The organism is Adlercreutzia sp. CNCM I-6215 (assembly GCF_977072315.1).
This window is the reverse complement of sequence record NZ_CDRVMA010000001.1, coordinates 288,819-302,178: the sequence shown is the minus strand read 5'-3', so window position 1 is coordinate 302,178 and position 13,360 is coordinate 288,819. Positions and strand designations below refer to the sequence as shown.

Sequence of the window (13,360 nt, the reverse complement as noted above, 5' to 3'; positions counted from 1 at the left end):
ATTTTTGAGAAGTTATGGTACTATCTTCTCAAAAATTTTTAGAAGTTGGTATCTGGAGGAAGCCATGGACAACATTGCGGCCCTGGTGGCGGAGGCGCGCGAGCAGCCCCTTCCGAGTTTCATTCCCCGCTCAGAAATCATCCGCGAGCTCGCAGAGCCCGCTAGGTTCAACCTGGTCGAGATCATCACCGGCATGAGGCGGTCGGGCAAGACGTTCTACCTCTATCAGAAAATGAGCCAGCTTCTCGAGGCCGGCGTCCCCCACGACCGCCTGTTCTACTTCGACTTCGCCGATGACCGGCTCTCTCCCCTTGCACCCGACACGATGGCCTCCGTGATCGAAGAGTTCTGGCGGCAGGTGCCCGAAGCGCGCACTGAGGGGTGCTATCTGCTCCTCGACGAGGTGCAGGAGATGGAGCGCTGGCAGGGCGTCTGCCAGCGCCTCGCCGAGCACGAGAAGGTGACGCTCGTCATTACGGGCTCGTCTTCGAAACTGTCATCGGAGGAGATCGCGACCAAATTCCGCGGCCGTTCCCATTCCCATGAGATGCTACCGCTCTCTTTTCGGGAATTCTGCCTCTTCCAGGCCGTCGAAGGCGATCGTTTGAAAGGGCCGGCGTTCTCGCCTCAAACCCAGACCTTCCTCGAGGGACTGTTCGACCGCTATCTGACCGAGGGCGGTTTTCCTGGAGTGCAGAATCGCCTCAACGAGGATCGCATCGAGCTTTTGCAGAGCTATGTGCGCGATGTCGTAGCCCGAGACGTGGCCGAACGCTTGGGCCGCGAGGACATCCGGATCGCCAACCAATTCGCCCTGTACGGCCTGCGCAACACGGCCTGCGAGTTCTCCGTCAACCAACTCGTCGAAAGCTTCAAGGAACTCGGATTCAAGATCTATTGGGAGAAGGCGGATCGCATCATGGACCTTCTGCGCCAAGCCTTCCTGCTCATGAAAGTGGAAGAGCACGCCTTCGCGCTGAAGCCTCGGACCACGGCGACACCGAAGATGTACGGCATCGACCCGGGCATCGTCTACGCCGTCTCGCGAGCCAACCAGCAGGATGTGGGCAAACGGTTCGAAACAGCAGTCTACCTGGAACTACGCCGGCGCATGGCGGGCAAGCGCACCGAATCGATCACCTCCTACACTGCACCTGGGCCCCGGGGACAGAAGGTGGACTTCCTCCTCGGCGATGCTCTCGCCGCCGAGCCCTACGCCCTCATCCAGGTGACGGCGTCCATGGCGTCCCCGCGCACCCGCGAACGGGAGGTGGATTCCCTCGTTGCCGCCATGGAAGCGACGGGCATCAAGGAAGGCACCATTGTGACGCTAAGGGAAGAGGAGCGCATAGAAACCGAAGCCGGCCCCATTGAGGTTGTCCCTGCCTGCAAGTGGTTCTTGCGGTAGAGACGACTCGCTCCCGACAAATGCACCACGCAAAAGGCGGTCGGCCCGAGGGGCGACCGCCTTGCGTGAGATCTCGGTTGCCGCTGGAAGGAAGGAGGGAGGAAGGGCGGCTCCGAGGAAGGTTTCGAGCTTTGCTCTGCCACTATAATACGGAAAAGCCCGTCTAGGCGTATCACCTAAACGGGCTATATTGCGGAACACAGCAGCGGCCAATCGCCACTTGGAATCCGACCGCGCGCAGCAGATGCGGCACGGGTCGCGAATCGCTACTCGTCCTTCGCCGCGCGGGCCTTCGCCTGCTGGTCGGCGACAGCCTCCTCCAGAAGCGTGAGCTGCGCGGTCGCCTTCTTGGTACCGCGGAACACCATGAGCACGTACACGAGCAGGGCCACCCACAGAAGCGCGTAGGCCGCGATGATGTAGGGGGCGGAGGGCAGGATGGTGGAATAGATATCGGCAAGAATGGGATTCATGGCTCTCTCCTATCGTTCGTCGTCGAGGGTTTCCTTGAGCGCTTCGACGCGCTGGGTGAGGCGTACCTGGTTGAAACGCGTGCGGTACAGCACGAAGCCCACGAGCAGCATGCCGAGCGCGCACAGGCCCACGCACATGCCCATCTCGGGGCTCATACCGCCCTCGCGCAGCACCACGGGGTGAATGGACGACGGAATGAGGCGCGTGATCATGAAGCAGATGGGTACGTCAATGGTGGCAATGATGGCTACCACCGCAGCAAATGTCGCGCGGCGCTCGGGCTCGTCCACGGAGCTTCGCAGCACGAAGTAGGCGATCACGATGAGCATGAGAATCAGGTAGGTCGTGAGCCGCGGCTCCCAGCTCCACCACACGCCCCATTCGAAGCGCGTCCACATCTCGCCGGTGATCATGGTGAGCACCACGAACAGAAGCGCGATCTCCAGGCAAATGCGCGAGCAAGTGTCGAAGCGCTGGTTCTTCGTCATGAGGAACCGCACGGCGTAGTAGCACCCGAAGCCGAGCGCGATGAACGACGTGATGGCCACGGGCATGTGGAAGTAGAAGATCTTCTGGGACAGGAGCATCTTCTGAGACACCATCACGTCCCCGATGAGCTCGGCACCATTCACCGCAGCGCCGCCGACGGGGGCCACGTAGAAGAACGCCATGAGGAACCCGACGGTGGAAAGCACCGCGCCCGCGATGAGCGCCGGCACCACCAGCTTGTCGGGCCACTGCCCCGCCTCGGGCAGCTTCAACTTCTTATCAGTCACTCAGTCCTCCTTTAGTTGACGACGAAATCGTAGAGAACCCACGAAGCCAGGATCATGATCACATCGTAGCCAGCGCCAAGGGCCAGCGACGTAAGAAACCCGTCGGCGAACACATCTCCGCCCACGAGCGCGCAGGTGGTGGCCGACACGCAGGCGTACAGAAGCGGGAAGATCACGGGCACGAACAGAAGCGCCAGTATGACGTCCTTGCCGCGGGTGGCCGCCGTGATGGTGGAGAGCATGGTGCCGATGCCGGCGATGCCGATGCTGCCGACGACTAGCGGCACCACGAGCAGCCAGCCCGTATCGGCCGGCGCCGCGAAGCTGGAGAAGAACACCCAGTACAGCGGCACGGCGATCACTTCCACCAATGCCAAAAACACCAAATTCGACGTCGCCTTGGCCAGAAAGATCACGCCGCGGTCGAGCGGGGCCAGAAGCAGCCCTTCCAAGCAGCCGTTCTCCGTTTCCTTGGAAAACGAGCGGTTCAGACCCAGAAGCGACGTGAACACCACGAGCGCCCACAGAAGGCCGCCGGACACCTCGAGGAACTCCGAGCCGGGGCGGGCGAAGGAGAGCGCCACGCCGAACACCACGATGACGAGGAAGGCGTAGATGCCCATGGACACGATCATGTCCTTGGTGCGAAACTCCGCCTTCAAGTCCTTCGCGAGCAGCGTTTTGTACTGCGTCCACGTGCTGGGGGCCTTGCAGATGCAGCTACGCGTCCCTCCGCGATCAGCCGCGCGGTACTCCGATTCGCTCAGACAGTCCTCGCTTTGGGAATGCCCTTCGGGCATTCCTGGTCGCGTGTCGGCGCTGCGAGCAGAGCGAGCAAGTACCCTTGGGGTAAACTGCGCTCGGTCGGAACACCCCACGTCTAATCGCTGCTCTTCCTCAGCCATCTAGCTCACCCCCATCCCTACCGTCGTGCGGTACAAATCGGCGAACTCGTCGGGGCTCATCTGGTCCTTCTCTCCGAAATGAACCACGCGGCCGCGAGCGAGCACGAGCACGTGGCTCGCAAGCGCCAGGCCCTTGTCCAAGTCGTGGCTCACCATGACGAACGTGCGACCCTCGCGCACCGAGGCGATCAGCTCGTCGAAAATGTGCATGGCATGGGGGTCGAGCCCCGAGTAGGGCTCGTCGAGCAGCACTACCGACGGGTCGTTCACGAGCGCCCGGGCGATGGAGACGCGCTGGGTCATGCCGCGCGAGAACGTGCGCACCCGATCGAGCCGGCGATGTTTGAGCCCCACGGCATCGAGAAGCTCTATCACGCGGTGCTCAGGGTCGGCCACGCCGTAGAGCTTCGCGTACAGAAGCAAGTTCTCCTCGGCGGTGAGGTCGGGGTAGAGCATCGGGTTGTGCGAGATGAGCCCGATGGCCTCGCGCACGCGCTCGGGCTCCTCCTTCACGTCGATGCCCGCGAGCGTCACCGTTCCCTCCGTGGGCCGCGACAGCGTGGCGAGCATGCGCAGAAGCGTGGTCTTGCCCGCGCCGTTGGGCCCGAACACCGAGAGGAACGCGCCCTCAGGCAGCGCGAACGACACGTCGTCGACGGCCTTGCGGCCGCCGAACGACTTCGTCAGGTGATCGACGGTAAGCGCCGTTTCCACGGGACTACTCCCCCGCCTTCGCGCCGGCGTTAGCGGCGTCGGCATCAGCATCTGCGGTATCACCGGACGCCTCGGCCACTGCCGCCGCGTCCGCATCGGCCGCCGCGTCGCCCTCGGCATCTTCCACGAGCGCCACTTCCACAGCCACCGTCTCCTCGACGACGCTCTTGCGGGGCGCCGCATCGCGCGAGGCCTTCCCGCGCTCCTTCGGCTCGGCCTCCGCCAGCTCGGCAGCGGGCACATCGCCCACGGCCGGACCGCCGCGACGGCGCTCGGCGCGCTTGGCGAACAGCGGGATCAGGCAGCCCACCATGAGCAGGGCGAAGCCCACCCACACGAACGAGATGAGCGGGTTCACGCGCACATCCATGGAGAAGTCGCCCTCATCGTTCACGCCGCGGTACACCACGAACAAATCCTCCAGCGGGAACCCGATGACGCTCGCCTCCAGCTTCTGCTGCTGGGTGGCGCTCACCAGCTGCACGGCCGGGTTCACCGTGCCCACGAACTGGCCGTCCTTCGTCACGTCGAAGGTGAGCGCGTAGCGCACGTTGCCGTTGCCGAGCTCATCGATGGAGTTGCCCGTGTAGGTGAGCTGGAAGTCCTGGATGTCGAAAGTCTCGGAAACCGAATCGCTCTCCTCGTCGTAAGGCAGATACCCCGTGATCTCGGTCACGTACATGGACGAGCCGATAAGGCCCACCAAAATGATGCCCATGGCAGCGTGGGCCACCGAGCCGCCGAACAGGGCCAGGCGGCGGCGCAGCTTGGCGCCATCGACCCGTTTGAGCGAGCGGACGGCCATGAACAGCGCGTTGAAGAACAGAAGGCTCGCCACGGCGAAGCCCACCACGGCCAGACCGTTGTAGTAGATGGGGTTGCCCTGCTCGAGCAGGCCCGAGGCCTGGGTGCCGCCCATGTCGATCATGGCCTGGTAGCTGGGCAGAAGGTACGTGGCGAAATAGATCATGAGCACGACGAACAGCACAAGCGCGCACAGCGCCGGCACGCGGGCACTCCGCCAGAACGCCTTCTTGTCGGTGCGGCGCCAGCCCAGAAGCGGGCAGATGGCGAGCACGGCCAGATAGGCGATGCCCAAGGGCCGGGCGATGGCATTGTAGGTGCCGGCCGACAGCGACTGGCCGCCGAAGGGCAGCCAGCTCGGCAGGGCCGAGGACACCGTCATATAGGCCAGAAGCACCGCAAACACGATCATGATAAGGTTATTCACGTAGTAGGCCGCTTCCTTCGACATCATCGACTCGATGTCGTCATCGGCCGCATCCGTCGCGCCGAAGCTCTTGCGGCGCACGATAAGGCCCACGATACCGGCCAGAAGCGAGCAGATGATGAGCGCGCCGAACATGACGAGCGAAACCGGGTCGCCCTCGAAGGCGTGCACCGACTGCACCAGGCCCGAACGGGTGATGAAGGTGCCCAGCACCACGAAGCAGAACGTCAGGCAGGCGCAGAACACGCTCCAGCGCTTGAAGGCGCCGCGCTGGCGGTACACCGTGAACGAGTGGATGAGCGCCACGCCCACGAGCCACGGGAGCAAACTGGCGTTCTCCACCGGATCCCAGCCCCAGTAGCCGCCCCAGCCGAGCACCACGTAGGCCCACACGGCGCCCAGCCCAATGCCTACGCCCAAAAGCAGCCACGAGAACATGAGATAGGGCGTCGAGCGGTTCACCCATTCCGTGGAATCGTCGTTGACGATGAGCGCCGAGATGGCGTAGGCGAACGGAATGGTGAGGCCCGCGTAGCCGATGAACAGCGTCGGCGGATGAATCGCCATGGCCCAATGCTCCAGAAGCGCGTTCATGGAGCGGGCCGACGCCATGGCCGACAGCGTGCCGTCGCCGGTGAAATAGCGCGCGTCGGTCGCGATGAAGGGCATGTTGCCCTCGGAGAACAGGAGCACCGACACGAAGGCCGTCAGCACGAGCGAGGAAATGGCAAGCGCGCCGTTGTCGAGCGGGCGGATGTTCTTGCGCGTGGCGAACACGAGCACGGCGTTGAACACGGCGATGAGCCACGCCCAGAACAGAAGCGAGCCCTGACGCCCCGCCCAAAGGCCGGCGAGCTTGTACAGCCACGCCTCAGGAGCCGTCGAGGTGGAGCGGTTGTCCAGCACGTATTGGATGGTGTTGTCGCCCGAGAAGAAGCACCACACGAGCACAGCACAGCACACCGTGAGCGCCGCGGCCACGAGAACCGCGGCCACTCTTCCGCCCCAGGCGAAGGTCTCCGAGCGTTCGAAGGAGCGCTTCTTGTAAAGGATGTGGGCCACGCCCAGGCAAAGCACCGAGATGACGCAGCCGGCAAAGGCCACCAGCAGGCCGAGAAGTCCGATCATCGACATGGGCTAACCCTCCAGCGCGACATCGGTGGCGGCGAACTTGCCGTCATCGCCGAGCGAGCCGGTGAGCACCACCGTAGAGCCCTCGGCCACCTCGTCGGACAGGGCGCCCTCGAACACGACTGGCACCGAATCGCCCGCCTCGGTGTCCACCAAAATGAAGCGGTCGCCCTGGCCCGCGGCCTTCAGCGACCCGGCCCCCACGGAGCCGGCCACCTTCACAACCTTGCCGTAGACGCTCTCGCCATAGCCCAGCAGCTGCTCCACGGTAAGGGCGCTGTCGGCGTTCTCGTACTTCGACGGGCACTTCGTCACCAGCTCGGAGCACTCCAGCACGCCCGCATCGTTGATCTTGCCCGTGCAAATAGCGGTCACGTCGTTGCCGAACGTGGACGAGGCAGCGCCGTCGTAGCGCACCTCCAGCTGCGTGGCGGGGTCGCCCTCCGGGTCGTAAATCTTGAAGGTGAGCACGTCATTGCTCGTGGAGAAGGAATCCTGCACCACGTTGCCCGACACCTGCACCTTCTGGCCCGCCTGGGGATTCTCGGCGGCCTCGGCGATGCTCATGGTCGTGGCGGCGGTGTTGCCCCCCACGAATGCGAGCACCAAGATAAGCACGATGATGATGACGCCGGAGACGGCGATCATCCTCTTCTTCATCTTCGCGTTCATAGTCCTCCTGTTTCTAAGGTACCAAAGCGGTGTGGACCTGCCTCCCCGAAGGCCCGAAAAATTACCAACAGCCAGTATCGCCCAAGCTTTCGAAGGCGGCTAGGATAATTCCGGCGAAACCAGCAGATCAGCGCAATCGCCATACTTTCGCAATAAGGGGGGTTGCTTAGAATTGCGGAAACGCCTCGCGCCATCAACCTGCGCCTGCTCGCCCCTCGCATGAGAAGACCAACCACGAACGAGGGCGCGCACCGCGGGTGGGTGCGCGCCTTCGGGGAGGGTGCCGGCAGGGCGGTCCGGCACGATTATCGAGCGGTGCGCCCCGTCGCCGCAGGGGCGAGGGAGCGCGACGCGCCTTCTAGTAGGTCATGTTCAGCAGGGCGTAGCCGGCCTTCAGCTCGTCCTCGCACTTGTCGAGGTTCTCCTGGGCAAGGCCCGGGTTGTGGGCGCCCTCGGAGTTCTCCACCATTACGTAGTCCCAGTAGAACTGCGCATGGCGGTGAATCTGGCGGGCTTGCTCCAGGGTGGCCTCATCCAGGGAGTCCTTCTGCTCGGCCAGGGTCTTGATGTAGGCGTCCAGCTTGGCCGCCAGCTCGTGCTCGCGGTCGGTGGTCTCCTTCTGCCACTGGACGATCTGCCCGGGCAGGTCGGCGTGGCAGCCCTCGCACTTCTCCATGATGGCCGGATCCTCGGTGGGGTTCACCAGGTTGTGAGAGCTGTACTCGGTGCCATCCTCGGCCTTGGCGGGGGCCATGTGGCAGTCGGCGCAGGTGTAGCCCTGCTTGGCCATGGAGGACTGCGCGCCTCCGTAGATGGTCTCGAACTCGGGATGCTGGGCCTTGAGCATGGGCGCGCCGGTCTCGGTGTGCTCCCAATCCTTGAAGCCCATCTCGTCGTAGTAGGCGAGGATGGCCTCGGCGGTCATGCCCTCAAGCCCCGTGTAGGGGTTCGTGGTTGCTTTGGTCTCTGGGGCGAAGTAGTACTCGTTGTGGCACTGGCCGCACACCTGGGAATCGGTGGAGACCTTATCTGCATCGGCACCCATGGAATTCACGAAGAACTTCTGGGTGACCGTGGTTTTCGTCGGGTCGTTCTCATGGCAGTTGTAGCAGCTGATGGGCTCGGTCATCTGCATGAGCACCTCGGCGAAGGGCTTCTGGTAGGCCGAATCGCCCTCGGAGTTCACCATGGCGGTGTACTGGGGCGTCTTGCAGGTGATGCAGTTGGCCAGCGTGTTCTCGTTCACGCGGGGCGTCTCGGCCACGGACTGCAGGCTGTAAGGATGCCCCGCCGCCTCGTCGTAGCCCTTGGCGAAGCCGTAGCCGGCGTACATGGTCACCAGCTCCGGGTACTCGGTCAGGTAGTCCTGCTTGCCCTGGGGGCTGTTGGACTCGTTGGCCATATAGGTTTGGTACTCGTTGGGGTAGATGTCCTTCCAGGATTCCGCCACCACGACGCCGAAGGAATCGGGCTCGGGTGTCTCGGCGGGAGCCGCGGCCGCAGGGGCATCGCTTTCTCCCCCGGACGGTGCCGCCGCCGGTTCCTGGGCGGCCGGCGCGCAGGCGGCCAGCGCCGCGACGAGCGCCACGGTACCGGCCGCGACGGCCGCCATCTTGAACGTCGATCGTTTCATGTTCCCTCCTTTTGATCGCTTGTCTCACGGGCGGCCGCGCCCTGGACGGCCGCAACGATAGCCCAAGCTTACGCCCCAGATCCCGTCACTGAAAAGGGACGGTTTCACTCATATTCATGGGGACAGCAACGATAAAGGAAGGGGACGGTTACACCTTGTTTACATCTTTCCTCGAAGCGTGCCGGCGGGGACGCCCGAGGCGGAAATGCAGGGCCGACGTGGGACACGCGTCCACGCAGGCGCCGCAGGCCATGCAGTCGCCGGCACGCACGATGGCATCTTCCCCCGCCAGCGCCGGCGCGAGAATCACGGGGTCGGCGAGGCAGACGTGGGTGCACTTGTCGCAGTGGATGCAGGCGTCGTGATCGATGGCGACGTTCACTTGCCCCGCGCGCCCGAGCACTTGGAAGGTGCCGCCCAAGGGGCACAGCGCCCGGCACCACAAACGACGGCTGACGAGCAGCTCGGCGATAACGATGGCCAAAAGCGTGCCCGCACCGGCGAGGCCGCCGAAGACGAGGCCCTTGTTCACCGCGCCAATGGGCGAGATAAGCTCGAAGACGGGGAAGCCCACGAGAGCCGACAGCAGCACCACCGCCACCGCCACACCGATCTTCGCGCGCCGCGGCACCGTGCGCTCGGGCACTTTAATGCCAAGCCGCCGACGAGCCGCATCCACGCCCTCGCCGATGAGGTTCACCGGGCACACCCAGCCGCAGAAGGCGCGTCCGCGCACGAGCCCGTATACCACGACGACAAGCAGAGCGCCCGTAAGCGCCGACGCCGCCAGCAAGCTGCGCGACGCCACCGTCACCTCCAAGGCGTCCAACGGATCGAACAGCGGCGCGCCGGCGACGCTCGAGGAGGACAGGCTGCCAAAGAAGACGCCCTCAGCCGGCGTCGCCACTTCCCCGTCGCCCCCCACGAATAACCCCGCCAGCCCCCATCCAGCCAGCATCGGCGGCAAGCAGAACAGCACCAGCACGAAAACCTGCACCACCCGCCGCACAACCGTTATCTTTCCCATAGACCGAGTCACAATTTTCTCCTCAACAATGGCAACGTGCAGAGGGAACACGGGGTGTTCTGACCGAGCGAGTTCCGCAGCGAACGAAACAGCCCAGTGGGCTGTTTCGCCGAGCGAGGACTGTCTGAGCGAATCAGAATACCCCGTGGTCCCGACCGGCGGAGAGCCACAAAGCGAATCAAGGTACCCCGTAGCTCCGCTTTTGGGCGACTATCTACCCGAGTGTCTCATCCTCGAAGTTCACGTACACAAGGTTCACGTTCAGCACTCCCGGAATCTGAATGAACCGGCTCGAAATCTCGTGCGAGGCGCCGGTGGAGGGAGCCTCGATGGTGACGACGATCTTGTACCCGCTCACCTCGTGCACCTCCACCCCTTCCATGGCCGCCAGTGCCCGCGCCACCTCGTCCACCGATTCCGGCCGCGCCTCCACCACCAGTGAGGAGATGACCACCTTCTCGTCTTCCATGACCTACTCCTGGGCCACGGGATGGCAGGTGATGCACTCGGCGCGGGGGCCGTCGATCTCGTGGGTGGACACGTCCCCGCCCACGTAGTGGTCCGCGGGCAGCGGTGTGGCGGCGGAAAGGAACGTCTCCACCTCGTCATTGCCGCCGTGGCAGCCGAAGCAACCGTTGGCGCCCAGGCTCTCGTAGCGGCCCTCGTGGCTCGCCGTCATGAGCGGCGGCTCGCCGGGATTGTAGGTGGCACCGGTGTCGGCCATCTCCTGGGTGCACCCGGCCAGCGCCATGGCCCCCAGCACGCCGGCCAGCACGGCACCGGCCAGAACCTTCCGAACCTTCTGAACCTTCTTCATGTTCCACATGGGTACCCCTCCTTAAATCTTCTCGATGGAAACGCAGGTCTTCTTGAAATCGGGCTCTTTCGAAAGCGGGCAGTAGGTGTCCTGCACCACCAGGTTGATGAGCGTCTCCTCCGCGAAGAACGGCGCGAACACCATGCCCGCGGGCGGGCGGGTGCGTCCGGCCGTCGATACCGTGATGTCGCAGGTGCCGAAGCGTGAGGTGAGGCGCACGCGATCGCCGTCGGTCACGCCCAGCTTCTCGCAGTCGGCCGGGTTCATGTCCAGCAGCGCCTCGGGCAGCGCGCGGTTGAGCTCGGGCACGCGGCGGGTCATCGATCCGGTGTGCCAGTGCTCCAGCAGACGCCCCGTGCAGAACCAGAACGGGTACTCGTCGCTCGGCTCCTCCGCCGGCGGCTCGTAGGGGCGGAACACTGCCGAGGGCTTCTTGTCGGCGGACTTGTAGAAGCTCACGCCGCCGGCCTTGTCGTGCTCGCCGTAGGTTTCCACGCCGTACTCATCGAAGCCGTCCTCCTGGGGGCCGTCGCAGAAGCGCCAGAGCGTCGGCAGCCACTTCCCGTCCACCTCGCGCACGGGCCAGGTGAGACCGTGGTTGTGGATGTACTCCTCGTAGGGGGCCAGCTGCTTAGCCTCCATCTTCAGCTTCGCCTCGGCGTTGATGGCCTCGGCATCCGGGTTCAGGCTCGGGTTGCTGAAGGTGCGGTACTCCTCCCAGATGCTTGAGCACACCTCGCGGTCGGTGCCCTTGAAAGCAGCCGCATCGGCATCGTACCAGGCGCCGAACAGGTGGTCGAAGGCGTCCTCGCCGCCGATCTGCTCGCCGGCAAGCACGCGTTTGGCCACTTCCATGAGCATCCAGAGGTCCCACTTCGCCTCGCCGGGCGCGTCCACGGCCTTCTCGAACACGGCCGTGCGGCGCTCGCCGTTGCCGAAGGCGCCCTCGCGCTCGACCCACATGGCCGCCGGCAGCACCACATCGGCGTACTGGCAGGACAGCGTCGGGTACACCTCGGACACGCAGATGAAGGCGTCGTTGATACCCTTAAGGTCGCCGCGCCCGAGGAAGCGGGTGAGGTTGGGCATGGAAACGGCCCAGTTGTTGTGGGCGCTCCACAGGAAATCGATCCCGCCCTTGGAAAGCTCGCGGAACATCTTCACCGTGTGGTAGCCGGGGGTTTCGATGGCATCCAGATAGCCGTTGGGCAAATCCCAAATGGCCTCGGTGTAGCGGCGGTGATCCGGGTTCTTCACCACCAGATCGGCGGGAAGGCGGTGCGAGAAGGTGCCCACCTCGCGGGCCGTTCCACAGGCCGTGGGCTGGCCGGTGAGCGAGAAGGCGCCGTCGCCGGGCAGGGCGTAACGGCCGGTCAGCAGGTGGATGTTGTAGATGCAGTGGTTCATCCAGGTGCCGCGGTTGTGCTGGTTCACGCCCATGGTCCAAAGCGAGAGCACCCGCCGGCTCTTGTCGGCGAACACCTCGGCCAGCTCCTGGATGTCCTCGGCCGGCACGCCGGAGAGCTCGGAGGCGTATTCCAGGGTGTAGGGAGCAAGGCGAGCAGCGAAGGCCTCGAACGTGATGGGTTCCACGTTATCGACGGCCTGGCCGATGTCGCTTTTGTCGTAGCCATCGTCGGTGGCGTTGCCGATGTTCTCGGTGCCCTGCTTGAACTGCACGTGGTCGGCCACGAAGTCGTGGTCGTACTTGTCGTTCACGATGAGGTAGTTCGCGATGGCGTTGGCGATGGCAATATCGCTGCCCGGACGGAAGGTGAGCACCTTGTCGGCCGAGGCCGAGGTGCGCGTGGTCATGGTGGTCACATCGTAGTGGCGCACGTTAGCATCGGCGAGCTTGCGGGCCGTCAGGCGCGAGTACAGCATGGGATGGGCCTCGGCCATGTTGGCGCCCCAGGTGACGAAGACGTCGGTCTCGTCGATGTCGGCGTAGCAGCCGGCCGGCTCGTCGGTCTGGAAGACGTTCATGAAGCCCACGACAGCCGAGGCCATGCACAGGCGCGCGTTGGGATCGATGTTGTTGGAAAGCAGACCCGCCTTCCAGAACTTCGCCGTGCAGTAGCCCTCCACGATGGGCTGTTGGCCGCTTCCCCAGAAGGCCAGGCGGCTCTTGTCGGCCTTCCACGTGTCGCGCAGCTTGCCCGCTACCAGATCGAGGGCCTCGTCCCAGGTGGCCTCGCGCAGGCCATCGGGCGTGCCCTTGGTGGACTTGTCGTCGCGAATGAGCGGCGTGGTGAGGCGGTCCTCGCCGTACAGCGCGCCGGCCAAATAGTAGCCCTTCACGCAGTTGAGGCCCCGGCTCGAGCCGTTCTCCGGGTCGCCCGTGACCGAGATCACCTTGCCGTCCTTGGCCTCCACGATGACGCCGCAGCCGCAGCCGCAGAAGCGGCACACGCCCACGGTCTTCACGGAGTCGCCGCCCGATGCGGCCGCGTCAGCCCCGGTACCGGCGAGCGACGAGCAGCCGGCCATGGTGCCGGCCGCAGCCGCCGAGGCAAGGGCCACGGCGGTGCTCTTAACGAAGGTGCGTCGAGTCAATTCCATGTTGTTCCTC

12 protein-coding genes are annotated in these 13,360 nt (G+C 64.5%); 1 reads left to right on the top strand and 11 read right to left on the bottom strand.

Features of this window, described 5'->3' with window-relative positions; genetic code table 11:
• The first annotated feature begins 64 nt into the window (after positions 1-64).
• Positions 65-1,408 carry an ATP-binding protein gene (locus ACW4LP_RS01235; protein ID WP_161127513.1) on the top strand — a complete coding sequence of 448 codons (1,344 nt, stop codon included), beginning with the start codon at positions 65-67 and terminating at the stop codon, positions 1,406-1,408.
• Between the two features lie 266 nt (positions 1,409-1,674).
• Here the strand turns inward: ACW4LP_RS01235 and ACW4LP_RS01230 are convergent, their stop codons facing one another.
• From ACW4LP_RS01230 to ACW4LP_RS01180, 11 genes are all read right to left on the bottom strand, one after another.
• Positions 1,675-1,881 (bottom strand): hypothetical protein, encoded by a 207-nt coding sequence (locus ACW4LP_RS01230; protein ID WP_022739419.1) that lies wholly within the window; start codon positions 1,879-1,881, stop codon positions 1,675-1,677.
• A gap of 9 nt (positions 1,882-1,890) precedes the next feature.
• On the bottom strand, positions 1,891-2,658 hold the full coding sequence (ccsA, locus tag ACW4LP_RS01225) for a cytochrome c biogenesis protein CcsA (RefSeq protein ID WP_161127514.1): 768 nt from the start codon (positions 2,656-2,658) through the stop codon (positions 1,891-1,893).
• An 11-nt stretch (positions 2,659-2,669) separates the two neighbouring features.
• Complete coding sequence (locus ACW4LP_RS01220; protein WP_161127515.1) at positions 2,670-3,458, bottom strand: heme exporter protein CcmB; 789 nt, start codon at positions 3,456-3,458, stop codon at positions 2,670-2,672.
• A 105-nt stretch (positions 3,459-3,563) separates the two neighbouring features.
• Positions 3,564-4,322, bottom strand: coding sequence for an ABC transporter ATP-binding protein (locus tag ACW4LP_RS01215; RefSeq protein ID WP_161127534.1), 759 nt, complete (start codon positions 4,320-4,322; stop codon positions 3,564-3,566).
• Positions 4,282-6,642 carry a heme lyase CcmF/NrfE family subunit gene (locus ACW4LP_RS01210; RefSeq protein ID WP_455803388.1) on the bottom strand — a complete coding sequence of 787 codons (2,361 nt, stop codon included), beginning with the start codon at positions 6,640-6,642 and terminating at the stop codon, positions 4,282-4,284. Before ACW4LP_RS01210 ends, ACW4LP_RS01215 begins: the two co-directional genes overlap by 41 nt.
• A 3-nt stretch (positions 6,643-6,645) precedes the next feature.
• Positions 6,646-7,311: a cytochrome c maturation protein CcmE domain-containing protein gene (locus ACW4LP_RS01205; RefSeq protein WP_177721927.1), complete on the bottom strand. Its 666-nt coding sequence runs from the start codon at positions 7,309-7,311 to the stop codon at positions 6,646-6,648.
• Positions 7,312-7,669: 358 nt separating this feature from the next.
• Positions 7,670-8,944 (bottom strand): ammonia-forming cytochrome c nitrite reductase subunit c552, encoded by a 1,275-nt coding sequence (locus ACW4LP_RS01200; protein ID WP_302384631.1) that lies wholly within the window; start codon positions 8,942-8,944, stop codon positions 7,670-7,672.
• A gap of 148 nt (positions 8,945-9,092) precedes the next feature.
• Entirely contained in the window at positions 9,093-9,983 is an 891-nt protein-coding gene (locus ACW4LP_RS01195) for a NapH/MauN family ferredoxin-type protein (protein WP_417177605.1), read from the bottom strand.
• A 202-nt stretch (positions 9,984-10,185) separates the two neighbouring features.
• Positions 10,186-10,440 (bottom strand): chaperone NapD, encoded by a 255-nt coding sequence (locus ACW4LP_RS01190; RefSeq protein ID WP_417175595.1) that lies wholly within the window; start codon positions 10,438-10,440, stop codon positions 10,186-10,188.
• A gap of 3 nt (positions 10,441-10,443) precedes the next feature.
• On the bottom strand, positions 10,444-10,797 hold the full coding sequence (locus ACW4LP_RS01185; protein WP_417177604.1) for a hypothetical protein: 354 nt from the start codon (positions 10,795-10,797) through the stop codon (positions 10,444-10,446).
• 12 nt (positions 10,798-10,809) lie between these two features.
• Positions 10,810-13,350, bottom strand: coding sequence for a molybdopterin-dependent oxidoreductase (locus tag ACW4LP_RS01180; RefSeq protein ID WP_417177603.1), 2,541 nt, complete (start codon positions 13,348-13,350; stop codon positions 10,810-10,812).
• Between the last annotated feature and the right edge of the window lie 10 nt (positions 13,351-13,360).